Raw genomic sequence first — 25,383 nt, forward strand, 5'->3', positions numbered from 1 at the left:
CCCTTCTGGCGCACTTGACCTGACGGAGCTTATGGTTTTTGCAAGCTCCGCATGCGCGTCGACCTTTTCGACTTCAACCTCCCGCAAGACAGGATCGCACTTCGGCCCGCCGATCCCCGCGACGGCGCCCGCATGCTCGTCATCCCGTTGTCCGGCGAGCCTTTCGAGGACAGGATTGTTCGCGATCTGCCGAATTACCTTCGTCCGGGAGACGCGCTCGTCGTCAATGACTCGCGCGTCATTCACGCGCGGCTTTCCGGTCGGCGCATTCGCGGTCCGTTGAGCGCCAATGTCGAAGCGACGCTGATCGAACGTCTGGATGCTTCCCGCTGGCGCGCGCTGATGCGCCCGGCAAAGAAGCTCGCGATCGGCGATCGCATAAGCTTTATGGGCCATGGGGGCGAGATCGACGCTCGCGTCGAAGCAAAGGGAGAGGACGGCGAAATCACGCTCGCTTTCGAGCTTAGTGGACCCGCTCTGGATATCGCGATAGAGCAGGCAGGCGTCATGCCCCTGCCGCCCTATATTGCCGGCAAGCGCTCGGCCGACGCGCGTGACGAAAGTGACTATCAGACGATCTTTGCGCGCGAAGCGGGAGCGGTGGCGGCGCCGACCGCCGGCCTGCACTTCACGCCGCAGCTGCTGGCGGCGATCGAAGCGCGTGGCGTTCGTCTTTACCGCGTGACGCTGCATGTGGGGGCAGGCACCTTTCTTCCGGTGAAGGCGGAGGACACGGACCTGCACAAGATGCACGAGGAATTCGCCCGGCTTGACGCTGAAACGGCGCAGGCGCTGAACGAGGTGCGAGCGGGAGGCGGGCGCATCGTCGCCGTCGGCACGACGGCGTTGCGCGTGCTCGAAAGCGCCGCGGACGACGCCGGACGATTTGCGCCTTATGCCGCGCGCACGCGGATCTTCATTACGCCCGGCTATCGTTTCCGCGCCGTGGACATGCTGCTCACAAATTTCCATCTCCCGTGCTCGACGCTATTCATGCTGGTCGCCGCATTCGCCGGCCTCGAGCGGATGAAGGCCGCCTATGCGCATGCCATCGAAAGCGGCTATCGATTTTATTCCTACGGCGACGCTTGTCTGCTGCGGCGCGTCGAACAATGAGCGAGCCTCGCGACATGCGCATCCTTGCGCTCTGGCGCGACGATCCGCGAGAGGCGCCGATGACGATTGACGCGCGGATCGACGGCGCGCGAATCGTTTCGGCATGGGATCTTTTCGGCGCCTTTGCGCTCGATGGCGATAGCGTGCGTCCATTCATCCTGCGGCGCGACGGTCAAATCGACTTCGGGCTGGGTGAGCGCTGGCGAACCAACTTGCGCGAGGCGACGATAAAAGTCGGGTCGGATTTCGGCGTATGGTTCAATGAGAGCGATAGCGGCTGCTATCGAATCGTCAAAATCGCGGCGCTTGGCGCAAAGGACAGGACGTGACGCAGGCCTTTTCCTTTTCCGTTCTCGCTACCGACGGCCTCGCACGTCAAGGCGAAATCCATACGCCGCGCGGAACAATCCGTACGCCCGCCTTCATGCCGGTGGGCACTGCGGCGACGGTGAAGGCGATGTTCGTCGAAGACGTGCGCGCCGCCGGCGCCGACATACTGCTGGGCAATGTCTATCATCTGATGCTGCGACCGGGCGCAGAGAGGATCGCGCGGCTTGGCGGACTGCATGAATTCATGCGCTGGCCCTATCCGATCTTGACGGACTCCGGCGGCTTTCAAGTGATGTCGCTTGCAAAGCTGCGCAAGCTCGATGAAAGCGGCGTGACGTTTCAGTCGCATATTGACGGTTCGCGACATCACCTGTCGCCCGAGCGCTCGATGGAAATTCAGGATCTGCTGGGCTCGGACATCCAGATGCAGCTCGATGAATGCGTGCGCCTGCCATGTTCGGAAAGCGAGGCCGAGCGCGCCATGCGCCTTTCGCTACGCTGGGCGGAGCGTTCGCGTAAGGCGTTTCGCGAGCGGCCGGGCAGGGCGGTGTTCGGCATCGTGCAAGGCGGCGAATCGAAGCGGCTTCGAATCGAAAGCGCCCAGGCGCTCGCCGGCATGGAATTCCACGGGATCGCCGTCGGCGGCCTGGCCGTCGGCGAGCCTCAGGACGTGATGCTCGACATGCTCGAGACGACCGCCCCGCATTTGCCCGAATCAAAACCTCGTTATCTGATGGGCGTGGGCGCGCCTGACGACATCATTCAGGCCGTCGCGCGGGGAATCGACATGTTTGACTGCGTGATGCCGACTCGCGCCGGCCGCCACGGCCTCGCCTATACGCGCCACGGACGGGTGACGTTGCGCAATGCGCGCCACGCCGACGATCCGCGGCCGCTCGACGAGGAGTCGTCCTGCCCTGCGGCGCGCGACTATTCGCGCGCCTATCTGCATCACCTCGTCAAAGCAGGGGAAATCCTCGGGATGATGCTGCTGACGCAGGCCAATGTCGCCTATTATCAGGAGCTGATGGCGGGCCTGCGCGCAGCCATCGGCGCCGGGCGCCTCGCCGACTTCATCGCCGAAACGCGCGCCAATTGGATCGAGGGCGAAAGCGCTTTGTGACCTCAGCCGAGTTTACGGACCAGATAATATGGTTTACGAAAACAATATTCGGCGGGGGCGGAGCATGGGCCGCTACCATGAAGAGCTCACCAGAAGATTTTTGATCGGCGTTCGGCAGGAAACGTCTGTAAACGCGCGTCGGCCGACGCGTCTGCGACGCGAGAGCGTTCGCGCGCGCCCGTCAAAATCCAAACTGGCGTCGATGGAGAATGGGATGTCGCATCCTGGCGAAATTCTTGCTCGTCACCTAAATGAGCTCGGCCTGACGGCGTCGGATCTGGCGCGTGATATCGACGTGCCGGTCAATCGAGTCACGGCGATCATTAATGGCCAGCGGGGCGTCACCGCCGATACCGCGCTGCGGCTTGGACACTGGTTCGGCGTCCAGCCCGAAGATTGGCTGGAGCTACAGACGCAATATGAGCTTTCTCTCGCGCGCCGCGCGGCCGGAGCGAGAATAAAGTCATTGCCGAGCCTCGCCGATCGTCAGCGCGACTGAGGCATGAGCGCAGTTCAAAAGCTCGCGGAAACGGAATTCTTCCACGATCTGCGTTGGTCCGCAGAATTCGGCGCGGCGACCCGCGCTGTTGTCGCAGACGGCGTTCCTTATTACGTCAACGCCTTCTGGACCGCCGGGCAAAGGCGCGCGCATCCGCTGCACGAGATCAGCTATCGCGCCTGTTTCAAGCCGCAGCTTCCGGCCTTTTTCATCGATCGGCTGACGCAGCCGGGAGATATCGTCTGCGATCCGTTCATGGGCCGCGGCACGACGATCCTGCAAGCGGCGCTAATGGGACGGAGGCCCATCGGCTCCGACGCCAATCCGTTGTCGCTGCTGTTGACGCGCCCGCGGCTGCGGCCTCCTGCGCTTTGCGAGATCGAGGCGCGGCTCGCGGCCGCGCCCTGGGGACGCGGCGAGGCTGAGCGCGACGACCTTCTCGCTTTCTATCATTCCGAGACGTTGCGGCAGATATGTGCGCTGCGTGCGTATCTGCTCGCGCGCGAGCATGACCGACGTCTCGACGCCGTCGACGACTGGATTAGAATGGTGGCGCTCAATCGATTGACCGGGCATTCTCCCGGGTTTTTTTCCGTCTATACGATGCCGCCGAACCAAGCCGTTTCGGTGAAGGCGCAATTGAAAATCAATGCGCGTCGGGAACAAACGCCGCCGCGGCGCGACATCGCCGAACTCATATTCAAGAAATCGCGCGCGCTTCTGGCGGAGGGGGCGCCGACGGCCTGCGATGCGCAGCTCGTCGTGGCGGATGCCGGGCATTTGCAGCACATCGCCGATGCGACGGTCGATCTCGTCGTCACGTCGCCGCCTTTTCTCGATGTCGTCGACTATCGCGGCGACAATTGGCTGCGCAACTGGTTCGCGGGAATTGAGGCCGAGCGCATCCGACTCTCGCAGCTTCGCGCGCCGGAAGACTGGCGCGCGATGACTCGCGACGTTTTCGAAGAGTTGGCGCGAGTCGTGAAGCCGGGCGGTCACGTCGCTTACGAGGTTGGCGAGGTTAGGGGCGGGGCGCTCCCGCTCGAACAGCTGGTCTGGCGCGCGCTCGACGATCTTCCGTTCGAGCGATTGGGCGTGCTCGTCAACGAGCAAAGTTTCACGAAAACCAGCAACTGCTGGGGCGTCGCCAACAATGTGAAGGGCGTCAACAGCAACCGAATCGTGATCGCGCGTCGCTTGTGATGCCGCATCAGCCTGCGCGCAGCAGGCGCACGGCGTCGTCGCGTTCGAAGAGGTAGAGCAGGGCGCGCAAGGCCTGGCCTCTGTCGCTCGCAAGCTCGGGATCGCGACGCAGAATCAATTCGGCGTCGTCGCGCGCCATGGCGAGGAGTCGCGCGTGGGCGGAAAGGTCGGCGAGCCGAAAGCTCGGCAGACCGGCCTGCCGCACGCCGAGAATTTCGCCTTCGCCGCGCAGCCGCAGATCTTCCTCGGCGATGCGAAATCCGTCTTCCGTCTGGCGTATGATCATCAGCCGCGCCTTCGCCGCTTCGCTTAGCGGGCCCTTGTACAGAAGCAGGCAGGAGGACTTGCCCGAGCCGCGACCAACGCGTCCGCGCAGCTGATGCAGCTGCGCAAGGCCGAAGCGCTCGGCGTGCTCGATGACCATGATGGTCGCTTCGGGAACGTCGACGCCGACTTCAATGACCGTGGTCGCGACCAGAATTTTGACCTCGCCGCGCTGAAAGGCTTCCATCACGGCGTCCTTCTCGCCGCCCTTCATTCGGCCGTGAACGAGGCCGACTGCCGTTCCGAAAAGCTTTGAGAGATCCGCATGGCGCGCTTGCGCAGCGGAGAGGTCCAGCTCCTCATTCTCCTCGACGAGCGGACAGACCCAATAGGCCCGCGCGCCCTCCGCCAAGGCGCGCTGCAAGCCGCCGATCAGTTCGTCGATTCGTTCGGCCGGAAGCACGCGCGTCGCGATCGGCGTGCGGCCGGGCGGCTTTTCGTCGAGCGCCGAGCAATCCATGTCGCCGAACGCCGTCAGCGCCAGCGTGCGCGGGATGGGCGTCGCGGTCATCACCAGCACGTCGACGGCGTTGCCCTTGGCGCCGAGCGCCAGCCGCTGCTCGACGCCGAAGCGATGCTGCTCGTCGACGACGGCGAGGCCGAGGTCGTGAAAGGCGAGATCGCTTTGCACGAGAGCATGCGTGCCGATGACGACATCGACCTCCCCCGCTCCGATGGCGGCGTGGAGCGCTGCGCGCTCGCTCGGCTTGGCGCGGCCTGTCAGTAGCGCCACGCGCAGTCCCGCGGACGCGAGCGTTGGCGTCAGCCGATCGTAGTGCTGCCGCGCCAGGATTTCAGTCGGGGCCATCAAGGCGCTTTGCCGGCCGGTCTCGGCGACGCTCGCGATGGCGAGCGCCGCGACGACGGTCTTGCCGGATCCGACGTCGCCCTGAACGAGACGCAGCATGCGCTGTTCCGAGGCAAGATCGGCGCGGATCTCGTCAAGCGTGCGCTGCTGCGCGCGCGTTAAGCGAAACGGCAGGGCGGATTCGATCGCTCGGGCGTAGCGGCCGTCGCCCTTGTGCGCGCGGCCAGCGGGGCGCCGCATCTTGGCGCGAATGAGGCGCAGCGCGAGCTGGCTCGCGAGCAATTCATCGAGCGCGAGACGCTGACGAGCAGGATGCTGCGGCGAGAGCGCATCGGCGCTTACCGGCCGGTGCGCGGCGCGCAGCGCCTCGGCGAATGCGGGAAGTTTATTGGCGGCGAGAACGCTGGCGTCCTGCCATTCTGGAAGGTTCGGCAGCCGCGTCAGCGCTTCTTCCGTCGCGCGCAAAACGTAACGCGCCTGCAGGCCTTCGGTGAGGCCATAGACGGCTTCAAATGCGGGGAGCTTCGCCAAACCGGCCTCATCAAGCACGCGGTCCGGATGCACGATCTGACGGCGGCCGTCATAAAGCTCGATGCGTCCCGAAATCCAGCGCGTCTCGCCGAGCGGCAGGCTGCGTTCGATCCAGTCGGGATTGGCGAGAAAAAACACGAGTTCGACGTCGCCGGTGTCATCTTCGACGAGCACGCGATAGGGCGATTTCGAATATCGGCCCTGAGGGCGACGATGCTCGGTGACGCGCGCCTTCAAGACGACCATCGTCTCGAGCGGCGCGGCGGCGATCGTCGGTCGCACGCTGCGGTCGATGACGGTTGACGGAAGATGAAAAAGCAGATCGACGAGGCGCGCTTCGGCCCCGGGCTTGGAGAGGAGCCGATCGAACAGCCTGGCGGTTTTCGGTCCGACGCCAGGCAGCGCGGCGACGCGACCGAAGAAGGGGTCGAGCAGGGAAGGACGCATAAAGGTTCAGTTCAGCTCGCCGGCGCGGAACGGGTCACTTGATCTCGACATCATAGCTCGGTGCGCCGTCCGCGCCTTTGTAGGTGAAATGCCACCATTCGCGCGGAAAATTTTCAAAGCCGTGGCGGCGCATCAGCGTCACGAGCGCGTCGCGATGCGCCCGCGCCGTCTTCGAGGTTTTTGCTTTCGTCCATGAGCGCGTATCGAAAAAATCGAACGGCGTGCCGAAGTCCCAGCCTTTGACGCCGATATCGACGGCCAATCCCGTCGAATGGGTGGAATGTTCAGCGATATAGCCCTCGGGAAACAGCGCGCTCTTGGGGAGACGCGGATAATGTTCGGTCTTCGTCCGTTGGTCGGCGTTGCGCGACCAGTCGACGAAGGCCGAAACGGCGCGCAGCGGTCGGTAGCAATCGTAGACGATGAGCGAAATCCCCCGGGCGCGCGCATCCTTCTGCGCGGCGGCCAGTGCTTTGGCGGCCTCAGTGCGCAGCCAGCATTGCGGCGCGCCATAGCCGGGCACCGGGGCGCCGGTGAAATTGTCGGCGCCGGCATAGCGCATCTCCTGAACGATGGTCGGCGCAACGTCAGCAAGGCGCGTGAAGCCTGCCGGCGGTTCGCTGGCGTGCGCATATGGCGCGGAAAGCGCCGCGATAAGAAGAAACATCACTCTGCGCATGGCGGCTCCACGTGCGTTGGCGCAATTCGCTGCTCTCGAACCCTGACTATAGGTCTTTCCAACGCAATCGGGAGGCCTTTGATGTCCGAAAAACTCGCGCCTTTCGCCGGCCTCACGCTCGCCGCGCTCGCCGCCGCGATCGCATGGGGCGCGACGGCGCTCGCTGGCGATCGTTGCAAGGCGGCGGGCGCCATGGGCGCTTCGATCGCCGTCCACGATCAGCGCAAAAATGTCATCGGCGCCATCGAAGACGGAAACGCTATTATCGTGCAGCGCTATGGCGAGGACGATCACGGCAGGCCCTGGGCCTATGTGGCGAGCCCCGGCGGCAAGCGGCTCGGCTGGCTCTATCGTGAATTTATCCGCTGCAGCTAAAAGCGCCCGCTTCGGCCGCGCTATCCCTTCGCCTTGGCGAGGCCGCCATGCGCCGCCGACCAGGCGACCGGATCGGCGATGAAGGCTTCGACTTCGTTGAGCGCGTCATCGGGGAAATATTTGTGCTCGCGGGCCACGGCGAGCACGTCGCGCCAGGTCGCGAGCGCATGCAGGCTGATGCCAAGCGCCGCCAACTCCTCGCGCGCGCCGGCGAATATATCGTAGAAGAAGAACACGAAGACATGGTCGCAGCGCTGCCCTGAGTCGCGCAGCGCCTGCACGAAGTCTTTCTTCGAACCGCCGTCGGTCGCCAAATCCTCGACGAGCAGGGCGCGGCCGCCCTCCATCACATCGCCTTCGATGCGCGCGTTGCGGCCGAAGCCCTTGGGCTTTTTGCGCACATATTGCATCGGCAGCATGAGGCTGTCGGCGATCCACGCCGCGAAGGGAATGCCGGCCGTCTCGCCGCCCGCCACGACGTCGAGCGATTCATAGCCGATGTCGCGCTCGATCGTCCGCGTCGCGAAGTCGACGAGGCGGCGCCGCAGCCGCGGAAAGGCGATGATCTTGCGCATGTCGATGTAGACAGGCGACGCCCAGCCGGCGGTGGTTATGAAAGGCTTATCGACATTCACGAGCACCGCTTGCACTTCGATTAGCGCCTTGGCGGTCTCTCGCGCGGCGGTTTGGCGGTCGTTCGACATGGATGCGGCGTGTCCCTGTTTAAAAAAGCCGCGCAGCCATAGCCTATTTCGCGCCGCCGCGCTCGGCGGTCTGGCCGAAAAGTATTTCGCGCTCCAGCGCCGTGAAATCGAGACGCGTCCGCTCATAGGGCCCACCGGCGGCATAGGCGCGGATCACCGCCGGGCGGGAACGGATCGCTTCGAACCAGCGCTTGAGATGCGGGAAGTCGTGCAGATCCTGGCCCTGATCCTCATGCGGGACGATCCAGGGATAGCAGGCGATGTCGGCGATCGAATATTCGCCGGCGAGATAGGGCGTCTTGGCGAGTTGACCGTCCATGACGCCGTAGAGCCGGCCTGTCTCGTTACGGTAGCGCTCGATCGCGTAGGGAATTTTCGCCGGCGCGTATTTGGCGAAGTGGTGGTTTTGACCGGCCATCGGGCCAAGGCCGCCGACTTGCCAGAACAGCCACTGCAGCGTTCGCGCGCGGGCATGGAGGTCCGCGGGAAGAAGCCGGCCGGTCTTCTCCGCGAGATAGACGAGGATCGCGCCCGATTCGAAGAGCGCGACCGGAGCGCCGCCGTCGGCCGGCGCGCGGTCGACCATGGCAGGCATACGATTGTTCGGAGAAATCGCGAGAAATTCTGGCTTGAATTGGTCGCCTTTGGTGATGTCGACAGGCTTGATCCGATAAGCCAGTCCCGCTTCCTCGAGAAAAATTGTGACTTTATGGCCGTTGGGGGTCGGCCAGTAATAAAGATCAATCATGGTCGCACGTCCGACGGGAGAGTAGATTGTGTTGTAATCCCTCCCGTCGCAAGATCAATGGCTCAGGTCATGCTAGGCTGAGTCCGGGAGTGGTCGACATGTTGATGAGATATTCGAAGATTTCGCTGACGGCTGCGCTCGGCGTGCTCATTCTGCTCGTCGCGATCAATAATGTGACCGACTACGACACGAACTACCAGGTCGTCAGCCATGTGATGTCGATGGACCAAGTGCCGACCGGCAGCCCGCTCGAGTGGCGCGCGGTTGCGAACGTGACGCTGCACCGAATGTTTTATGCATGCATCATCGCAATCGAATTCTCCGCCGCCGCGCTCATTCTCGCCGGCGTCTGGCGGCTATTGCTGGCGCGCAAGGCGCAGGCAATGCAATTCAACGCCGCGAAGGATGTCGCCACTGCGGGGCTTGCGCTCGCCGTCGGCCTTTACCTGTTCGGCTTCATGGCCGTTGGCGGCGAATGGTTCCAGATGTGGCGCTCAGGACCCGATATGCAGCAAGCCGCGTTCCGCTTCATCGGCTGCGCGGCGCTGGTGATGTTGTTTCTGGGTCAGCGCGACGACTAACGCGTCACAGCCGCTTCAGCATATTGTATCCGAGCAGGCCGCCCAGTCCCGCGCCGACGACTGCGATAAGCGGTCCGCCGATCGCTACGCCGGTCAGACCGCCGAGGACGGCGCCGACGCCCCCGAAAAGATATTTGTTCTTTTTAACGGTGGGGTTTTCATCGTCAGCCATTGCAAAGTCCTCGCGAAAGAGCCGCACTGGCGAATTAAGCAGGGCGGCGCTGAATTCAAGAGCGGTGGCGCGTCAATAGATGAGTTAGAGCGCGCATGGATCGACCTCACCTGGCCTCCTAGATATCCGGCGGAAGACTCTTGGCCGACGTGCGCGACGCGCCGGAAAGGATGCGCCATGGGAACCGCCGCCAAAACCGCCTTTGTTCTGGCCGGCGGCGGCAGCCTCGGCGCGGTTCAGGTCGGCATGCTTCGAAGCCTTACGGCCGCGGGCGTGCGCCCCGACTTTATCGTCGGTTCGTCGGTCGGCGCGATGAACGCCTGCTATTTCGCCGGCCAGCCGGACGCGGCGGGCGTCGAAGGGCTCGCCCGGATTTGGCTCAGCCTGCGTCGCCGGGACATCTTCCCGTTCACTTTGTCTGCAGCGCTCGGCTTGCTGCGCCACGCCGATTATCTGGTGGATCCTTCATCGCTGCGCGGCTTGATCGAGCGGCATCTATCTTATGTCGCGCTGCAGGAGGCGAGGCTGCCGGTCTATATTGTCGCCACGGATATGCAGGGCATCGCGGTGACCTTTTCGCGAGGTTCGGCGGTAGAGGCCATCATGGCCAGCGCTGCGGCACCGGGAATTTTTCCGGCCGTCGAGGTGGATGGCGCGCCCTTGATGGATGGCGTGATCGCGGCCAATACGCCGCTGTGGCTCGCCATGACGCTCGGCGCGTCGAGGATTTTCGTCTTGCCGACGGGTTACGCCTGCGCCCTGGAAAAACCGCCAGCGAGCGCCGTCGGCCGCGGACTGCACGCGATCACTCTGCTGATCGCCTGGCAATTGATCCGCGACTTGGAGCGCCTGCCTGAAGAAATCGACGTGCATCTCGCGCCCGCGCTCTGTCCGCTAAACGTTTCCCCTTACGATTTCTCGCGCGCCGGCGAACTGGTCTCTCGCGCCGCGGCCGCGTCGCAGGAATGGATCGCCGAGGGCGGCTTGACCCGCCGGGCCACGCCGGCCGATCTCGCCCCGCATCGGCATGCGGATCATCACGGTTGAGGGCCAATCCTCGCCTACAAGGATAAGAGCGATCGCGGCGCTTACGCGACCAGGAGGTGAAGGCTGGGCCTCGCATGCACATTGAGCCACGTCCCTGCGCGACAAAACGCCGTCTCGACAATTCGCTTCGGTTGATGAACAATTTAGCTGATTTTGAAGGTCCGCTTTTATCTCCGCCTATGGCGAATGCTATATTTTGGAGAGTGGCAATGGATCGTGCTTCCAACCACATTTCGTCGACCTCCCATGCTCTGCTGAGCTTTGACGTCGATGCAGAAAAGTTTGTTTACTCGGCACGGGACAATAGGCTCTTTCGAATGCCAGCGTCGGATGAGATGACGGCTTCGGATATGTTCAGCGATACGTCCGAACCATTTCATTTGAGCTTCCCGCCACTCGCGACGACCATCCGCCCAAGAACGCTCGAATTCGTGATAACGGGCGCATGCAACCTGGCTTGTTCGTACTGCGCGACTCGTGAACGATACAAGCTTCCTAACGGAAAAAACGATATCCTCGATGAGGGGACGGCGTTTTCGTTCCTCGAGCTTGTGCATCCATTTTTGACCGGTCAGGACGTCACGTTAAAGTTCTTTGGAGGAGAGCCGCTGCTCGGCGTCGGCGTGATCAAAGCGATTGTCGAGAAGTTAAAGGCATGGAACATAAAGAGCGAAAAGATCATCGCCACCAATGGATTGTTGCTTAGCGACGAGATCACCGACTTTTTGATCGAAAATGCGTTCCTGACGTTGATTAGCCTGGATGGCCCTCAAGAAATCCACGACACGAATAGGGTCGATCACACTGGCAAAGGTTCATATGAAAAGGTGCTCGAAAACGTTAAGCGTTTTCGCACGAGGCATCCACGCGCATTTGAATCGCTTGTCGCCTTCAACTTGGTCGTATCTCCTCGTTTTGCTGGCCAGTTCCGACAGCAAGTCGAACATCTTCTGAGCCTCGGCATATCGAGCACTCAGATCAATCCCAACGATTGCGCTGCGACTTCCGAATCCTGCACGCGTTACTCTCTCCAGCAATGGCAAGCGATGCAACAGGAGAAGGTCGCGGTTCGCGAAATGCTGATTGCAAAAAGATATCAGGAAGGGCGCAGCGAAGAGATCGATTGCTTCGAGACCTATGCCGGTCTCAATTCCGGTAGCAACGATTGGGAAAAACTTCCTGAAGAATTGGCCGGAACGTACAATTGTCGCGATTGCCAAGCGTTCGAATGGAATACCCTAACATTGCTGCCTGACGGTTCGATTTCCTCCTGCATTGAATTTGAGCGCCTAGAGTCCGTCAGTTTTGGCGACGCGAAAAAGGGAGTTTTGGACATTGCGGCGTTGGTAAGATTTCAGGAGGGCTTTCGGCATTCGGTTCAATCTGGCTCATGCGCACATTGTTGGGCGGTACGCGTTTGCCCCATGGTGAGTTGCTACAAGACATTCGCAAGTTCAGGCGCTCAGCCGAATTGGCAGCGAGAGGAGGATTGCAACCTGGTTCGGGAGGAGATGGCGTCACGCTTTAGAGATGCAGTCAAACTTCATTTGTTGCGATAGGAGAGCGCGTTATGACAAAGCCAGTACAAACGACGACCTATTTGATTCCAATCGCTGCGGAGGGTCCCGCGATGGAAAAAATCCTTCAATCTATCCAACTGCAGGCGACTTGTGGCACCTGTACATCAATTGGGTGTTCGTGGTGCAACGCATCAGTTCCCGCGGCTCACATGCGCATAGCGCTCGTTCCGGACGAAGCTGCAAAGAAATAGGCCTGTTTCGATCCTCGTAATAAGACGCCGGCTCAAGAACGTCATGTGCCGGCGTTGAGAAGGTCGAGCCGCCACTAGTGACCTAGCGACAGGTGCGACATACGAAAGATGCTCGATACAAACTTTATCACGAAACCGACGAGCCCTGAGCCGCCATAAAAATCGCTTTTGTTGAGTTGGATAAAAATATGGGCCGGCGCGTCCGAGTCATTGGTCACTTCGCACACGAAGAATCCCTCGCGGGCGCGTATCGATTCAAAGAGGATTTTCGTGGCGGCGGCGCATTCGCGCAGTCGCAGGCGGATCGAACTGTTGCGGCTGGTTTTTGCGCAAGCCGAAATGATTGCATTCGCTCTGGAGCGATCCTGTTCGACTGCGGCGACCCTCATATCTTCAGGATGCGTCTGGCTGGTTGGCCGCAGTTTGGAAACCACATTGGTGGTTGTCGCGATGACGTTTCCCAGCGCGTAGTCTCGACTCTCTCCGGGCTCGATCCGTTCGCACCAGATCATCGTCTTGCCGGCAAGACATAAGATCGCGGGCGTCGACGAATCATCGACAGGGCGCGTCCTGTAAACATAGGGCGCTCGCGCCCAACTCATCGTGGATGCGTCACAGGGAACGGATTCAATCGCGACATTGGAGGATGAACAAAGATAGGCAGGCTGGAGAAACAGAAGCGGCGGCGAATTGTCTGCTGCAAGTTTCGTCAGATCGATTTTCTCGACGACGTTGCCTTCGCCAGCCGTCAGCAAAATCTCTCTTTGCTTCTCCGAAGTGGCGATCCGATTGAGTTTCACGTCTCCGCCGCCAAAACACACATAAAGAAACGTGGCGAACTCGTTGACGATCCAGGAGCGTTTCGGCACGAAGTGAGGACTTTGGCGCGGGATGGTCCGTGTTCCAGGCCACCGGCAAACAGACCTGCTTGGCCGATCAAAAAAGGACGTCTCCGGTCCGAGCGTCACCACGACTCCCTCGCGCGCGCCCAACAAGCGAAAGTCGCTTTCCCCTTGCCGGAGGGAGATTTGTTCGGGACGAGAAAATGGGTTGCGCATGAAGGTGCGAAACCCGAGGTCGATAAAGTCGATGGGCGTCATGTACATGCGCAAAATCCCTCAGCCAATCTTTGAAGCATCTTAGGGAGATCGTCGCTTCGACGGTCGAAAGCTTACGTTCGCGTTTGCTGAAGCGATCGTCCCTATAACGCAGCTTGGCAGCGTTCGTTCCGCGCGAGGAAGCGGGGCGAGGCGAGGGCTGACAAATCGATTTGGTTATAACCGGCTGATCTGAAACTGGGTGGCCCCTGGCCGGTTTGGAATAAATGTTTTGAAACGAGATCGATCGAAAGGCGCGGGCAGGGCTGCTTGCCTTCGCCCTGTTGCGCGCACAGGGCTACCGGCGCTTAGATCACCCCCAACTGTGATTTAAGTAATTGAATTTACTGGTGGGCCGGGCAGGACTCGAACCTGCAACCAGACCGTTATGAGCGCCGTCTCTGAAACGGAAAAGCCCAAAAACCAACGGAATTCATCGCATTCTGAGCCGGCTTGTTCCCAGTTGGTTCACGCGAATCGGTGCGCAAACGGTGCGCCAGCTATTGAGGACCCGCCCGACCCCCCGCCAAAAGAAAACGCCGCCCCAGTCGGCTGGGACGGCGCTTCCAATGCGATTTGTGAAGGGCTGGGGGCCAAATTCACGGGAGGGAAAATACTCCCGCCCGGCGCCGCGCGCAAGTCTTTTGCAGCCCTCCCGCAACAGGGGAGGCGAGCATGACAGCCGATCCCCAATGGTGGCGGGACGCCCAAGACGCGGGCGTTGTCTGCCTTCCCGAGCAACAGGCCGTCGCGGTCTATGTTGGTGGTGGCGGCGCCATCGTCATCCGACAGGAAGCCTGGAACGACAGCGACGACTCGGTCGTCTTCGTTCGGCCAGAAAATGCCGAGCGCGTCGCGCAGGCAATTCTCGACGCCGCGCAGGAAGCGCGGGAACAGTGCGCCGACACTCAAGAGCCGGAGCGCAGGAAACCGCTCACCAATGCCGAGCGGCAAAGGCGCTTCCGCCGTAACGCGCGTAACGGGAAAAACGTAACGCGCCGTAACGAAAGTAACGGGCAAATCGATACCCCAAGCACGGCGCCCGACGTCTGCGAACTATTCCAGCGAGAGGAGGAACAACATCAGCTTGCGGGCTGACGACGGAATTCGCGTCGGTCGGCTTGCTTGCGGGAGGGCTGCAATATCGCCGCCCTCATAAAATCAGCCGATCGGCGCGCTGCTTACATAGCCAGCGCACCGTTTGCGCCATTGCGGGGAACATGACCCGCATCGTCATCCGCTGAAGGGCATCAGCATAAGGGACTCCTAATAGTCCCAGGAGTGGGCAACGGCTGGCGCCGACCCACAGGCGCCGCCAAGGCTGTCGGATTGGCTTTGGCGACATTGCCCGCGTCATGAAAGCGGGACGTAAAGGCCGACAGCATGACCCCGGCCTTTCCTCTTGAAAAAGAGGTTGTCTCGATCCGGCTATGTCTAATGGGGGTTGGCTCCAGGGGACATGGTTTCGCCGTCGCAGGCGAAGCTATGCCGTCAAAAGGTTCCACCAAAGGACATGAGAGCTTCGGAAGAGCGGCAACTGAGCAAAAAAAAGAGACAAGAGAGACTCGACAGATTGAGAGAGTCGGCGCGGCAAAAAATCGACGTGCGTGCAAAAAAATCGCGCGCCATGTGACCAGAGGCGAGGATTCCGACGATGCAGAAAGAGAAGCAAGTGAACATGCCCTGCGACCCTGTAGAAGATGCGGTCTATTTTGCCGACGCCTATGATCCGACACGCCAGGGCTATGCGCTTACGCTCTCTCGCGCCGAATTGGAGCCATATAACGCTGACCCGGACGCATTTGTCGCCGCGCATTTCGGATTGACCAAGGACGAGTATCGCGAATGGGTTCGATGCGACGGCCGCGCCTTGTGTAGCGAGCGGACGACATCGGGCGCTTTATGCAATGTCGACATAGGTCCGGCTCCGCATGATGCGCTCGAATGGAAGCGACGTCACCGCGCAAGCGCTTGTTCTATCCATCGGCGACGTCTCAAAATGGCGGAAGGGCGCAAGCCATGACCGCCGCACCGGCAAAATCGGCCCATGGGCCAGATTTGAAACCTCCCGCCGGCGGGAGGCTCGACCGACCGGACGCGCTTCTCTCGCTCGCCCAGCGCGTCCGCCGTCTCGCGCCGAGCCATAGAGATCCTGAAGCCTACTTCGTCGAAAAGGCAGAGATCGAACACGAGCTGCGACGCATGGCGAGGGCCGGACAATGAACGACGGCCTTGGGGAAATGCTGGCGCGGGATCTTATGTTGGCCAAAGTGACAGATGCAGCATGGCGGAGAGTCCTGCGATCGCTGAACGATCATCCCGTCAGAACACGCGACTTGGTTGCGGCCGTGCAAGCCAAATGCCCATGGGCTGACGCCAAGCGAATCGAGGAAGAACTAAAGCGACGCGTGGCCGCCACTCGACTGCGGAAGCTCTCATGATCCACAGCGGGTCCTACAACCAAAAGTTGAGAGCGGGTCGCCCCGCTCCCGAAACTTCACTCTACGCAAATAAAAAAGTGAGGTATACCAATGACTTATAAAAGGCTTGCGGTTGTGGCATGAGAGCGAAGGCCAAAAAGGCGTCCGAACCCGCCGAAATTCAAGCTGACGTTGTGGTCACGGCCGCCGAGCTTGGCGCGTTGATCGGCGTCATCAGCCGCAAGGTCCGGTTCCTGCGCGACGAGGGGCATGTGGTGCCGGTCGGGCGCGGGCGCTTCCTGCGCGACGCCAGCGTGAAGCGATATTGCGACCATCTGCGCGCGGTCGCGGCTCGGCATGCGGAAGGGGCCGCAGGGGCGTCATTAACGGCCGAGCGCACGCGATTGGCGCGGGAGCAGGCAAACGTAGCCGAATTGAAAAGGGCGGCCCTGGCAGGCGCGCTGCTTGATGCGACGGCCGTTGAGCGCGAGTGGAGCGATATCCTGCGCAAGGTGCGCGCCGGAATGTTGTCCGTGCCGTCCCGTTGCGGCGCGCTACTTCCACACCTGTCGCAAGCCGACGTCGGCGTGATCGATGCGCAGATTCGCGAACGTCTCAGTGAGCTTGGGGACGGCGACCTTTTTTAACTTGTGGCCGATCGGCCACAAGTCCCAGATCGGTCCGCTGACCTTGTCGCTTGCCGGCCGAGCACCTTTCAGCGGAAAATGTGCCCGATCGGGCACAATTTACGGCGAGAAGGGCTGGACCATGCAGCGGATCGGCGAGGCGCTGAACGTGCATTAACGCGACAATCACGCGAGATTTGGAAGGTTTCTGCACGTTGCAGAAACCCTCGCGTCCCAAGGGCGGGCGACCGACCGAAACCGTCTCTCGGTGATGTTCCTGGGCAGGTTTTCGGTGTTTGTTACCGTGGTAACAAAATTCAAAAACCGTCCGAAGCGCAATCGCACTGTGACCCAGATGCGCGACTTGCCTTCCTTCTTGGCGAGCTGCTCCCAATAAGATCGAAACCGCCTCTCGGTGATGTTCCTGGGCAGGGAATCGGCGTTTGTCACAGTTGTGACAAAATTTAAGAAGCGGCGGCGAGATCTCGCGTTGGCTCAAGCCTTCGGACGCGCGAAAGCCGGGCGCCTGGTACATCCGCAAGTCGCCCGGCCCCTCTTCGCGCAACGTCGCGCTCTCGCGAAAATATAGAAATGTGCCGGCGCGGGCACAATGTCTGTCTAAATGACGACTCTCGCCACTGTCCGCAAATCTGCGCTGCGCAACCTCATCCCGCCCGCACGCCTTCGCCTCTCGCAGTGGATCGAAGAAAACATCACCTTGCCCGAGGGCACAAGCGCGCTTCCTGGCAAAGTGCGGCTGTGGCCGTATCAGCGAGAAATTGCAGACGCGATCGCAGACCCGTCGATTGAAAGAGTCACCCTGGTCAAGCCCGTCCGCGTCGGCTTCACGACGTTGCTGACGAGCGCGATCGGATCTTATATCGCCAATGAGCCCGCGCCGATCTTGGCGCTTCTACCGACAGAAGCCGACTGTCGCGATTACATGGTTTCCGAAGTTGAGCCAATATTTGACGCCTCGCCGGCTCTGCGGGGCGCGCTCAGCGCGGATTGCGTCGAGGGCGAGAGAAACACCTTGCTCTCGAAAAGGTTCCCTGGCGGCTCTCTAAAGGTCGTCGCGAGCAAAGCGCCGCGCAACCTTCGCCGACACACCGCGCGCGTGCTCTTGTGCGACGAAGTCGATGCAATGGAGATCTCGGCCGAGGGAAATCCGATAAGGCTCGCCGAGCGGCGGACGCTGTCATTCCCGAATCGAAAAATCATCATCGGCAGCACGCCCATTTTTGAGGACTCGAGTCACGTGCTGCGCGCGTACGCCGAATCCGACCAACGCATTTTCGAGATCCCATGCGCGAGCTGCGGATCTTTCACCGAGATCCTATGGGCGAATATCGAGTGGCCGCCCGACCATCCGCAGGACGCTGCATTTCGCTGTCCGCACTGCAACGAGCTGATAGGCGAGCGGAACAAAGCGCAAATGGTCAACGCCGGCCGCTGGCGCGCGTTACGGCCGGAGGTGACGGATCATGCCGGCTTTCGCTTAAACGCATTGGTGAGCCTCCTGGCGAACGCCTCATGGGGAAAGCTGGCGCAAGAATTCCTGGCCGCGAAAGACGATCCGAGCGAGTTACAGACATTCATCAACACGATTCTCGCTCAAGGCTGGCGCGAGGCCGGGTCCGAGCTTGATGAAACCAGTCTCGCCGCGCGCGGCGAGCCGTTCGGGCTCAACAAAATCCCCGAGGAAGTTTTGACAATTTCCGTCGGCGTCGATGCGCAGGACGACCGGCTCGAATGCACGCTCGCCGGCTGGTCGCGCCACAATGAATGCTATGTGCTCGCCCATATCGTTCTTTGGGGATCTATCGACGACGATTCGACATTTCTCGAATTGGACGAATTGCTGCGCACGAAATGGACGCATCCATATGGCGGAAAGCTCGGCGTCGATTCTTGTGTAATTGACGCGGGCGATGGCGGTCATTTCGATCGCATCTTGACTTTCTGCGCGGCGAGATCCGGGCGCCGCGTCATGGCCGGCAAGGGGGTGCCGGGATTTGCGCGGCCGGCGATTCAGGCGTCAAAAAGCAAGATCCGGGGCGGCGGTCGGCTATGGCTGGTCGGCGTCGACGTTTTGAAGTCGACAATCTTCGACCGATTGCAACGCGGACGGCTAATCCGCTTCTCCAATGAACTTGAGCCGACCTATTACGAACAGCTTTCATCGGAGCGCAGAGTCGTCCGCTATGTGCGCGGCAAGCCGACGCGACGATTCGAGCGCATTCCCGGAGCCCGTGCGGAAACCCTTGACGCATTGGTTTATGCGCATGCCGCCCGCAGCGCAGCGCCGATACAGTTCGATCAACGTGAAAGCGAACTGCGCCAGCAACCGCAACCGCCCGCACCGACGGTCTATCGAAGCGCGTGGATGAGCAGGTGATATATCTCTTACCCGTTATGGCGACCGCAAGGCGCTGAAAATCGAAGCCAGGCTGAACGAGAGACAGGGCCAAATGACTTGAGGTTGCGGTCTTCTCTTGCTGCTTCCAGATGTTGTAGATCGGCGGCGTGAAGTCCGTGGCGTGGGAGGCCATAGCCTCGGCAGATTTTCCCAATTTGGCGAAGTCGCCGTTTTGGGAAAAATCATTGATGGTCCGGTCAACGTCTGACTTGCTCGCGTCAGTAGCCGATGCAATTTCCTCGATTGTCGCGCACGCCTTTTTGAACTTCGGACCGATCGGCCCGAAGTTCATATCTCACTGTTTTTCTTGCCTTTTTTTAACTTCGCGTCGATCGACGCGAAGTTCCAGATCGATGCGAACCGTGGCGAACGCGGCGCGCGATGCGTTAACATGCGCGGGGGCTTCAGCGGGAGATTCGAGCAATGTTGGAAAAACAGCTCCGCCTGCGCGCTCTCATGTTGCGCGAGAGAATGCCAAGCGACCATAACGAAGCTCTCGAAACTTTCTGCGCGTTGGGCGAGCTTTTGGGCGTGCCGCTGCGAATCCGAGAACGGCAAAGACCAGGGCGTGGGCGTGCGCCCGGCGAACGAATGGGGGCGTTGGGACCGCGTCTAAAACCACAAAATCAAAAGCCGATTGCGCAATGAATTGAGATAGTTGGGCGTCGAAACAGCAAAAAAGTTGCACAAAAACAATGACATAGGCCAAATCGCCGGCTTTTCTTTCGAACGAATCTGGTGTCTAGTGTCTATTGGACACGACGGGAGACACGCCGATGCGAGTTTTGACGTGTGGCGAATTTTGCGCGGCAGCCGATCTAAATTCGCAAGCGCTGCGCACTTTGCGTCGGCGGAATCATTTTTCGTTGGCATTCGGCCGGGCCGAGGTCTTTCAGAGCCTCAACTACTTCGCTGTCGACGTTGTCGGCCAGCTCCTCGGCGACGCTCTCTCGAACGCATTCGGTCGAACCTTCGCCGCGCAGATTGTCCGCGTCTGGTGGGACAAATGGCTGGAGGCGGTCGCGCATGCCGAGCATGAAGAGCGACCCTGGTTTTTTAATGTTGTCGAAGCGCTCGACCAGAAAGGCCGCCGCAGCCATTTTTGTTATCCCGGACCTTTCGGCGCCGAGGCTGATGCGTCACTGAGCGCGCAGTTGGAGGCGGAAGGTTTCGAACCGATCCGCGTCGTCGCCGTCAATGTATCGAAGGCCTGCCATGTCGCGCGTATGAATGCGGCGCGCGCAGGAATTGATTTGCTGGGCGCAGCCTTTCTGCCGAGCCCTGCCGATCCTGGTCTTAAGGAGATTCTCGAAGGGGAGGCCGATCGCCGGGAGCTTGTCACACTGGAGGTCCGCGACAGCGGCGCCGGAAAAGTCGCCGCAACTCGCGCCGCGAAAGTCGCGCGGGCGAAATTTGCCGCTCACTTCGTCGATTGCGGGGGCGGCCCGCAATGACGCGCCTCCTCGATTCCCTTTCGCGTCGCATCGGGCCATGGCGGCGCGATAAGTCGCCGTGTCGGCTTCTTCTCACCTCGGCCGACACGGCGGCGAGCGGGAGGCTGAATAATGTTTGAGCGCATCACTCGGGCATTCAGAGCCGGCGCCCGCGCTTATCGCGGTTACGACGCCGCCGGCCAAAGCGGACGCTGGCCGGTCGCCGCGACCATGGCGAGCCCGCTTCAGTCGGCCTTAAACGCCCGCCGAACGCTGGCGCAGCGCGCTTCCTATCTCGCGTCGAATAGCCCCTACATCCGCGCGATTGTCGAAAATTCCGTCACCGGTTTTTGCGGCGATGGGCCGACGTTGCAGCACGACAACGAGCGCGTAATTGCCGCTTGGAATCTCTTTTGGTCGTCATGCGATGCAGAAGGCGTTTCGAACTTCGGACACCTCCTCGCCCGCGTTGTTCGCTCTTGGATCATTGCCGGCGAGGCATTCATCGTCATGAAATTGGACCGCGACAGCGGCGCTCTTGTCATCATGTTGCTGAGCGCCGAACAAATCGACGTCAACCGGAACGAAGACCTGGGCGACGGCGCATTTATCACAAGCGGCGTTGAAGTCGATAGCGAAGGCCGTCACGTCGCTCTTTGGATTTTGCCAAGGTCGCCGGATCATCCAATCGCCGCTTCGACGTCGACCGACGCAGTCCGAATTCCTATCGAAGATGTTTGTCACGTGGTTGACCCGCCGAGCCCTGGCGCGCCGCGCGGCGTCTCGCAATTGTCGGCAATCCTGACGAGGGCCGTTGAAACCGACGCATGCGAGGACGCGCAGCTTGCACAGCAAAAGGTCGCGGCGTTGCTTTGCACATTCATCAGCGATCCGTCGCAGCAAGTGGAGCTGGGGAAATCGCTCGACGGCAATTCCGTAAGTCTGGAGCCGGCGACGGTGCGCATTATTCCGGCCGACGCCGCCGTCAATGTGGTGAGCCCGCCGAAAATAGAGGGCGGCGTCGAATTCCAGCGCGCGATGATTCGCAGTCTCGCGGCTGGCGCGCAAGTTCCGTTCGAGCTTGTATCGGCAGACCTGTCGCAAACATCGTTCAGCTCGGCGCGCTTTGGCGATCGTTTCTTCCGCCGTCGCACAACGCAAGTTCAAAAAACGCTCTTGGAACCGCAGTTCCTCGACCGCGTCTTTCGCAGATTCGTGGCGCTCGAAGTGCTCGCCGGGAGACTCGACGTCGATCTGGAAACCCTCGCCGCGCCGCGATGGCTATGGCCTGCTTACGAGCCGCTTGATCCTTCGAAGGACGTGGACGCGGACGTTACGGCCGTCAATGCCGGCTTCGCATCACGCGCCGAGATTATCGCGAAGCGAGGGCGCGACCCGGTCGACGTGGACGCCGAGCGCGCCCGCGACACCTTCAAACCACAAGTGCAGCCGGCGCCAACGCCGCTCAGAGTCGTAGGAGAAAGCAATGCGTAATCTGTCTATGCGTAACCGTCCGCCGGGCGAAATTTTCACTCGCGCGATCGCCGTGCGGCCGAACACCTTCGATCGGGCGACGCGTTCATTCACTGGCGCGGTGCTCGCGACGTCGCGACCGATCCGGGTGCGTGGCGGAATCATGGAGTCGCTGGACCTTGCTTCGGCGCAATTTCCAGAGTCGTTGCCGCTGAATCTCGACCACCACAGCGACGTGCGCTCCACAGTCGGCCGCGTGACGAATCTCCGCGTGCAAGGCGACGAATTGATTGCGGACGGCAGACTCACCGCCGACGCATCGATTGATTGGCTTGCTGAGCGGATCGCCGATGGCACCGCCGGGAGCCTTAGCATCGGCTATCGCGCCGCCAGCGTCCGCGAAGGCGCCGGTCGCAGCCGCTTGGTTGTTCCCGAGCTGGTGCATGCCGCGATTGTCTCGGAGCCCGCCGATTCTCGCGCCGGCATTCGCTCCGCCGACAATGACGACGACGATGGTCTCGACGAATTCGACGACGGCGGGACCGATCTCTATGGCGACGTCGCCCAGCGCAATGCGCGGGTCCGCTCACTGTGCCGGACTCTTGGATTGCCGCGCGAGATCGAAGAAAGGGCCATTGATGGTCAATGGTCAGATCGGCGGATCATGGACCAGGTGCTCGAACGCTCCGGCGGCGCCGATCGAATCCGCAGTACGCGCGGGCATGTCACCTTGGACGACCCGGCGACTTTCCGCCAGGCGGCGCGCGATAGTCTGCTATCCCGCATGACCGGCGAGGAGCCACAGGGTCCGGCGCGCGAGCTGGCGGGCCTGTCCTGGGCGGAATTCCATCGGCGCTATTTGCGCCAAGCCGGGCACAATGTTGCAGGGCTTTCCGATCATGAGGTTATCGTGCGCGCTTTGAGCGTAAGCGACATTCCTTTGATGGCCGGCGAAACCTTCAATGTCGCGATGCGTCGCCCATATGAGGCGGCCCTGTCGCCGTCCGCAATGTTAGCCGGAACGCGGAACACGCCCGACTTCCGCGTTCAGACGGAAGTGCTCGCCGACTGGACGACATTGCAAGTCAACAAGGTGCTTGAGACCGGCGAATTCCGTCATTCCTACATCTCGGAAGACGGCGAGCGGTATTCGGTCTTCACGGTCGGCGGAATCACCGACATTTCGCGCCAAGCCTATATCAATTCGCAAGGCCGGTTCGGGACAATGAGCGACGCGTACGGGCGCCGTCTCGCCGCCGACGTCAATGACCGGCGCGTCGGCTACCTCACCCAAGCCTCGCTCGCCGGGCCGACCATGCGGGACGAAAATCCCGTCTTCTATGCAGCGCGCAACAATATTGCTCCGTGCGATACCACGAGCCTCGACACCATTATCGAATCGGTCCTGGCCGCTCGCGCCGTAGCGTCAAAGCGTAAGGGCGCGGGCGACGTCATGATTGGACAGGTTCCGACCTTCTGGCTGGTCCCGTCCGAATTCGAAGGCACCGCACTGCGCGCCATTGCCCGCGTGACGGCGACAACGTCTTCGGCGGTCAATCCCTTGGCCGGATTGCTCCAGGTCGTCACAGAGCCTCGGCTGGTCGATACGGACACTTCGTATTTGGCCTGCGCCCCGGCGAACATGGACGGCCTTGTGCAGGTCGGCATGGAAGGCGGCGGTCCTTATACGGAATCGCGTTGGGCCTTTGAAAAAGACGCCTTGCAACTCAAGATTCGTCTCGATCTTGGGTTCGGTTGGATCGATTGGCGCTCGTGGACCCGGTTGGACCATGAAGTGGTGACGCCGTGACCGACATCTCCACCCTACGGGCGCGGCTCGAAGCCTTAAAGAAGGTCCGTTCGAGCGGCGCCCTGGAAATCACCTTCGGCGATCGCACGATCCGCTATCGCAATGATCGTGATCTGGCGACTGCGATCGCGGCGCTGGAGGACGAAATTGCGCAGGCCGTGGGAACGCCGCGACCGCGCAATCTCGTGGTGCGGTCGACAAAGGGCTGGTGAGTAACGAGTAAAGCGTGAGGGCGTAGAGCATGGCAGGACGCTTTGAGGACCACGATTTGGTCAAGGCTTTCGCGCAGATGGCCCGACATGCCGACGTCTTCGAAAAGAAGATAAAGCCCGCGCGCCTGTCCGAAGCGGCGGAATACTATGGCGTTCCTGAGCAGGCGCTGCGGCGCGAGGCGAAGGCGGGCCGACTGCACATCGCCCGCGTCGCCGGTAAAGATTGGGTTATGATCGAAGATATCGAAAGGCTGTTCAAATGCCCCGACCGCGCAAAGGCGCCCGTCTCTGGCTCAGGCCCGCAGAGCGAGACTCCAAGGGCAACATCCTCAAGCCCGCCCGATACGTCGTCAAAGACGGCGGACGACAAATTGGCGTTGGATGCGGCGCTGGCGACCGCGAAACGGCTGAAAAGCGGCTCGCCGACTACATCGCCTCGAAATACGCGCCGGAAAGACGCGAGCGTCCTCTATCCGAAATTCGGATCAGCGACGTGATCAAAATCTATCTGGACGACGTTGCGCCTGGTCACGCCAGACCGGAGAAAACCGCCGAGCGCGCCGAGCGCCTTCTGGCGTTCTTTGGCCATCGGCGGCTTGACGAAATCACCGGCAAGCTATGTCGCGAATATGCGGCGTCGAGATTCGGCAAGGGCTCTGACAAGCGGAAGGGCGGGAACATAGGGCAGGGCGGCGGCGCCCGGCGCGATCTTCAAGATTTAAGCGCTGCGATCGGCCATCATCAGGCTGAGGGCTATCACCGGGGCGTCGTCCGCGTCGTGTTGCCTGAGAAGGGCAAGGCCCGCCAGCGCTGGCTCACGCGCGAGGAAGCTGCAAGGCTATTGTGGACGTGTTGGCGCACCCGCGAGGTCCAAGAGGGCGTCGAAACCGACAAGCGCCCGCTCCGCCATTTATGCCGCTTCCTGATTCTTGGGCTCTATACCGGATCGCGGCCGGGAGCGATCCTGAACGCGACATGGGACAGAGGACCGGGACGCTCTTGGGTCGACGTCGACGGCGGCTGTTTCTATCGCCACGCTGAAGGCAAGGTTGAAACCGCCAAGCGCCAGCCGACTGTGAAAATCTCGCCCCGGCTTAAGGCGCATCTCGCCCGCTGGCGGCGATTAGACGGCGACCGGGGCTATGTCGTCACGTTCGCCGGGACGCCGATTGCGAGCGTAAAGGTCGCCCTTGGGCGCGCGGTAAAGCTCGCCGGCTTAGAAGCTGGAGTCAGCGCCTACACGCTGCGCCACAGTTGCGCGTCGTGGCTTGTGGCGAAGGGGTTGCCGACCAGAAAGGTCGCCGACTTCCTCGGGACAAGCGAGCAAATGATCGTCGACCATTATGGTCATCTCGCGCCCGACTATCAGGAAGAGGCGGCGACGGCGATCGGACGGAAGTAGGATGTATCGGTGCGCGAATCAGTGCGCGAGGTT

The 25,383-nt window shown here is 61.3% G+C and carries 25 protein-coding genes; 19 read left to right on the forward strand and 6 right to left on the reverse strand.

The genetic code is table 11. From position 1 onward, the window contains the following. Window positions 1–51 precede the first annotated feature (51 nt). From queA to NEI07_RS15630, 5 genes are all read left to right on the forward strand, one after another. The gene (gene queA / locus NEI07_RS15610; protein WP_256035798.1) at window positions 52–1,116 is read left to right on the forward strand and encodes a tRNA preQ1(34) S-adenosylmethionine ribosyltransferase-isomerase QueA; all 1,065 of its coding nucleotides are present in this window, start codon (window positions 52–54) and stop codon (window positions 1,114–1,116) included. Beyond that, window positions 1,113–1,445, forward strand: coding sequence for a hypothetical protein (locus NEI07_RS15615; RefSeq protein ID WP_256035800.1), 333 nt, complete (start codon window positions 1,113–1,115; stop codon window positions 1,443–1,445). The genes queA and NEI07_RS15615 overlap by 4 nt, the downstream gene beginning before the upstream one ends. Beyond that, complete coding sequence (gene tgt, locus NEI07_RS15620; protein ID WP_256035801.1) at window positions 1,442–2,569, forward strand: tRNA guanosine(34) transglycosylase Tgt; 1,128 nt, start codon at window positions 1,442–1,444, stop codon at window positions 2,567–2,569. The genes NEI07_RS15615 and tgt overlap by 4 nt, the downstream gene beginning before the upstream one ends. Window positions 2,570–2,783: 214 nt before the next feature. Next, window positions 2,784–3,068 (forward strand): HigA family addiction module antitoxin, encoded by a 285-nt coding sequence (locus NEI07_RS15625; protein WP_256035802.1) that lies wholly within the window; start codon window positions 2,784–2,786, stop codon window positions 3,066–3,068. A 3-nt stretch (window positions 3,069–3,071) separates the two neighbouring features. Then, window positions 3,072–4,271 (forward strand): DNA methyltransferase, encoded by a 1,200-nt coding sequence (locus NEI07_RS15630; RefSeq protein WP_256035803.1) that lies wholly within the window; start codon window positions 3,072–3,074, stop codon window positions 4,269–4,271. 7 nt (window positions 4,272–4,278) lie between these two features. On the opposite strand, the gene recG is transcribed toward NEI07_RS15630, so the two are convergent. Both recG and NEI07_RS15640 read right to left on the reverse strand, forming a co-directional pair. Further along, entirely contained in the window at window positions 4,279–6,381 is a 2,103-nt protein-coding gene (recG, locus tag NEI07_RS15635) for an ATP-dependent DNA helicase RecG (protein WP_256035804.1), read from the reverse strand. 34 nt (window positions 6,382–6,415) lie between these two features. Then, window positions 6,416–7,060 (reverse strand): M15 family metallopeptidase, encoded by a 645-nt coding sequence (locus NEI07_RS15640; RefSeq protein WP_256035806.1) that lies wholly within the window; start codon window positions 7,058–7,060, stop codon window positions 6,416–6,418. Between the two features lie 81 nt (window positions 7,061–7,141). Between NEI07_RS15640 and NEI07_RS15645 the strand changes: the two genes are divergently transcribed. Next, a complete protein-coding gene (locus tag NEI07_RS15645; protein WP_256035808.1) occupies window positions 7,142–7,435 on the forward strand; it encodes a peptide-binding protein in 294 nt (97 codons plus the stop codon). Between the two features lie 20 nt (window positions 7,436–7,455). On the opposite strand, the gene NEI07_RS15650 is transcribed toward NEI07_RS15645, so the two are convergent. Further along, the gene (locus tag NEI07_RS15650) at window positions 7,456–8,139 is read right to left on the reverse strand and encodes an orotate phosphoribosyltransferase (RefSeq protein WP_109025362.1); all 684 of its coding nucleotides are present in this window, start codon (window positions 8,137–8,139) and stop codon (window positions 7,456–7,458) included. A gap of 43 nt (window positions 8,140–8,182) precedes the next feature. Beyond that, window positions 8,183–8,887, reverse strand: coding sequence for a glutathione S-transferase N-terminal domain-containing protein (locus NEI07_RS15655; protein WP_256035812.1), 705 nt, complete (start codon window positions 8,885–8,887; stop codon window positions 8,183–8,185). Window positions 8,888–8,985: 98 nt separating this feature from the next. Between NEI07_RS15655 and NEI07_RS15660 the strand changes: the two genes are divergently transcribed. Then, window positions 8,986–9,468, forward strand: coding sequence for a DUF2165 family protein (locus NEI07_RS15660; protein ID WP_256035813.1), 483 nt, complete (start codon window positions 8,986–8,988; stop codon window positions 9,466–9,468). A 4-nt stretch (window positions 9,469–9,472) separates the two neighbouring features. Here the strand turns inward: NEI07_RS15660 and NEI07_RS15665 are convergent, their stop codons facing one another. Then, on the reverse strand, window positions 9,473–9,640 hold the full coding sequence (locus NEI07_RS15665; RefSeq protein WP_175094438.1) for a hypothetical protein: 168 nt from the start codon (window positions 9,638–9,640) through the stop codon (window positions 9,473–9,475). A gap of 177 nt (window positions 9,641–9,817) precedes the next feature. On the opposite strand from NEI07_RS15665, the gene NEI07_RS15670 reads away from it, so the two are divergent. Both NEI07_RS15670 and NEI07_RS15675 read left to right on the forward strand, forming a co-directional pair. After that, window positions 9,818–10,687, forward strand: coding sequence for a patatin-like phospholipase family protein (locus NEI07_RS15670; protein WP_256035817.1), 870 nt, complete (start codon window positions 9,818–9,820; stop codon window positions 10,685–10,687). A gap of 74 nt (window positions 10,688–10,761) precedes the next feature. Further along, a complete protein-coding gene (locus NEI07_RS15675; protein ID WP_256035819.1) occupies window positions 10,762–12,246 on the forward strand; it encodes a radical SAM protein in 1,485 nt (494 codons plus the stop codon). A 286-nt stretch (window positions 12,247–12,532) separates the two neighbouring features. Here the strand turns inward: NEI07_RS15675 and NEI07_RS15680 are convergent, their stop codons facing one another. Continuing rightward, on the reverse strand, window positions 12,533–13,564 hold the full coding sequence (locus NEI07_RS15680) for a hypothetical protein (RefSeq protein WP_256035821.1): 1,032 nt from the start codon (window positions 13,562–13,564) through the stop codon (window positions 12,533–12,535). Between the two features lie 666 nt (window positions 13,565–14,230). Between NEI07_RS15680 and NEI07_RS15685 the strand changes: the two genes are divergently transcribed. The 10 genes from NEI07_RS15685 to NEI07_RS15730 all read left to right on the forward strand — a co-directional run bounded on the left by NEI07_RS15685 (window position 14,231) and on the right by NEI07_RS15730 (window position 25,350). Further along, window positions 14,231–14,653 (forward strand): hypothetical protein, encoded by a 423-nt coding sequence (locus tag NEI07_RS15685; RefSeq protein WP_256035822.1) that lies wholly within the window; start codon window positions 14,231–14,233, stop codon window positions 14,651–14,653. Between the two features lie 556 nt (window positions 14,654–15,209). Next, window positions 15,210–15,578: a hypothetical protein gene (locus NEI07_RS15690; protein WP_256035823.1), complete on the forward strand. Its 369-nt coding sequence runs from the start codon at window positions 15,210–15,212 to the stop codon at window positions 15,576–15,578. Window positions 15,579–16,169: 591 nt separating this feature from the next. Next, window positions 16,170–16,622 carry a hypothetical protein gene (locus NEI07_RS15695; protein ID WP_256035824.1) on the forward strand — a complete coding sequence of 151 codons (453 nt, stop codon included), beginning with the start codon at window positions 16,170–16,172 and terminating at the stop codon, window positions 16,620–16,622. A 601-nt stretch (window positions 16,623–17,223) separates the two neighbouring features. Beyond that, entirely contained in the window at window positions 17,224–18,999 is a 1,776-nt protein-coding gene (locus NEI07_RS15700; RefSeq protein ID WP_256035825.1) for a phage terminase large subunit family protein, read from the forward strand. Between the two features lie 887 nt (window positions 19,000–19,886). Beyond that, window positions 19,887–20,474 (forward strand): hypothetical protein, encoded by a 588-nt coding sequence (locus NEI07_RS15705; RefSeq protein WP_256035826.1) that lies wholly within the window; start codon window positions 19,887–19,889, stop codon window positions 20,472–20,474. 111 nt (window positions 20,475–20,585) lie between these two features. Then, window positions 20,586–21,947: a phage portal protein gene (locus tag NEI07_RS15710; protein WP_256035827.1), complete on the forward strand. Its 1,362-nt coding sequence runs from the start codon at window positions 20,586–20,588 to the stop codon at window positions 21,945–21,947. Then, window positions 21,940–23,736, forward strand: coding sequence for a phage major capsid protein (locus NEI07_RS15715; RefSeq protein WP_256035828.1), 1,797 nt, complete (start codon window positions 21,940–21,942; stop codon window positions 23,734–23,736). Before NEI07_RS15710 ends, NEI07_RS15715 begins: the two co-directional genes overlap by 8 nt. Next, window positions 23,733–23,948, forward strand: a complete 216-nt coding sequence (locus tag NEI07_RS15720) for a phage head-tail joining protein (protein WP_256035829.1) — start codon at window positions 23,733–23,735, stop codon at window positions 23,946–23,948. The genes NEI07_RS15715 and NEI07_RS15720 overlap by 4 nt, the downstream gene beginning before the upstream one ends. 29 nt (window positions 23,949–23,977) lie before the next feature. Continuing rightward, window positions 23,978–24,445, forward strand: coding sequence for a hypothetical protein (locus NEI07_RS15725; RefSeq protein WP_256035830.1), 468 nt, complete (start codon window positions 23,978–23,980; stop codon window positions 24,443–24,445). Continuing rightward, window positions 24,442–25,350, forward strand: coding sequence for a tyrosine-type recombinase/integrase (locus NEI07_RS15730; protein ID WP_256035832.1), 909 nt, complete (start codon window positions 24,442–24,444; stop codon window positions 25,348–25,350). Before NEI07_RS15725 ends, NEI07_RS15730 begins: the two co-directional genes overlap by 4 nt. The last annotated feature ends 33 nt before the right edge of the window (window positions 25,351–25,383 follow it).

This window comes from Methylocystis suflitae (assembly GCF_024448135.1).
In the GTDB taxonomy this organism is placed as follows: domain Bacteria; phylum Pseudomonadota; class Alphaproteobacteria; order Rhizobiales; family Beijerinckiaceae; genus Methylocystis; species Methylocystis suflitae.

What these genes read in the sequence shown, in the direction of transcription:
- queA (WP_256035798.1), top strand. Translation starts at nt 52, where the DNA reads ATGCGCGTCGACCTTTTCGACTTCAACCTCCCGCAAGACAGGATCGCA.
- NEI07_RS15660 (WP_256035813.1), top strand. Translation starts at nt 8,986, where the DNA reads ATGTTGATGAGATATTCGAAGATTTCGCTGACGGCTGCGCTCGGCGTG.
- NEI07_RS15725 (WP_256035830.1), top strand. Translation starts at nt 23,978, where the DNA reads ATGGCAGGACGCTTTGAGGACCACGATTTGGTCAAGGCTTTCGCGCAG.
- NEI07_RS15640 (WP_256035806.1), bottom strand. Translation starts at nt 7,060, where the DNA reads ATGCGCAGAGTGATGTTTCTTCTTATCGCGGCGCTTTCCGCGCCATAT.
- NEI07_RS15675 (WP_256035819.1), top strand. Translation starts at nt 10,762, where the DNA reads ATGCACATTGAGCCACGTCCCTGCGCGACAAAACGCCGTCTCGACAAT.
- NEI07_RS15650 (WP_109025362.1), bottom strand. Translation starts at nt 8,139, where the DNA reads ATGTCGAACGACCGCCAAACCGCCGCGCGAGAGACCGCCAAGGCGCTA.
- NEI07_RS15700 (WP_256035825.1), top strand. Translation starts at nt 17,224, where the DNA reads ATGACGACTCTCGCCACTGTCCGCAAATCTGCGCTGCGCAACCTCATC.
- NEI07_RS15645 (WP_256035808.1), top strand. Translation starts at nt 7,142, where the DNA reads ATGTCCGAAAAACTCGCGCCTTTCGCCGGCCTCACGCTCGCCGCGCTC.
- NEI07_RS15690 (WP_256035823.1), top strand. Translation starts at nt 15,210, where the DNA reads ATGCAGAAAGAGAAGCAAGTGAACATGCCCTGCGACCCTGTAGAAGAT.
- NEI07_RS15625 (WP_256035802.1), top strand. Translation starts at nt 2,784, where the DNA reads ATGTCGCATCCTGGCGAAATTCTTGCTCGTCACCTAAATGAGCTCGGC.
- recG (WP_256035804.1), bottom strand. Translation starts at nt 6,381, where the DNA reads ATGCGTCCTTCCCTGCTCGACCCCTTCTTCGGTCGCGTCGCCGCGCTG.
- NEI07_RS15680 (WP_256035821.1), bottom strand. Translation starts at nt 13,564, where the DNA reads ATGTACATGACGCCCATCGACTTTATCGACCTCGGGTTTCGCACCTTC.
- NEI07_RS15710 (WP_256035827.1), top strand. Translation starts at nt 20,586, where the DNA reads ATGTTTGAGCGCATCACTCGGGCATTCAGAGCCGGCGCCCGCGCTTAT.
- NEI07_RS15615 (WP_256035800.1), top strand. Translation starts at nt 1,113, where the DNA reads ATGAGCGAGCCTCGCGACATGCGCATCCTTGCGCTCTGGCGCGACGAT.
- NEI07_RS15655 (WP_256035812.1), bottom strand. Translation starts at nt 8,887, where the DNA reads ATGATTGATCTTTATTACTGGCCGACCCCCAACGGCCATAAAGTCACA.
- NEI07_RS15685 (WP_256035822.1), top strand. Translation starts at nt 14,231, where the DNA reads ATGACAGCCGATCCCCAATGGTGGCGGGACGCCCAAGACGCGGGCGTT.
- NEI07_RS15715 (WP_256035828.1), top strand. Translation starts at nt 21,940, where the DNA reads ATGCGTAATCTGTCTATGCGTAACCGTCCGCCGGGCGAAATTTTCACT.
- NEI07_RS15665 (WP_175094438.1), bottom strand. Translation starts at nt 9,640, where the DNA reads ATGGCTGACGATGAAAACCCCACCGTTAAAAAGAACAAATATCTTTTC.
- NEI07_RS15630 (WP_256035803.1), top strand. Translation starts at nt 3,072, where the DNA reads ATGAGCGCAGTTCAAAAGCTCGCGGAAACGGAATTCTTCCACGATCTG.
- NEI07_RS15670 (WP_256035817.1), top strand. Translation starts at nt 9,818, where the DNA reads ATGGGAACCGCCGCCAAAACCGCCTTTGTTCTGGCCGGCGGCGGCAGC.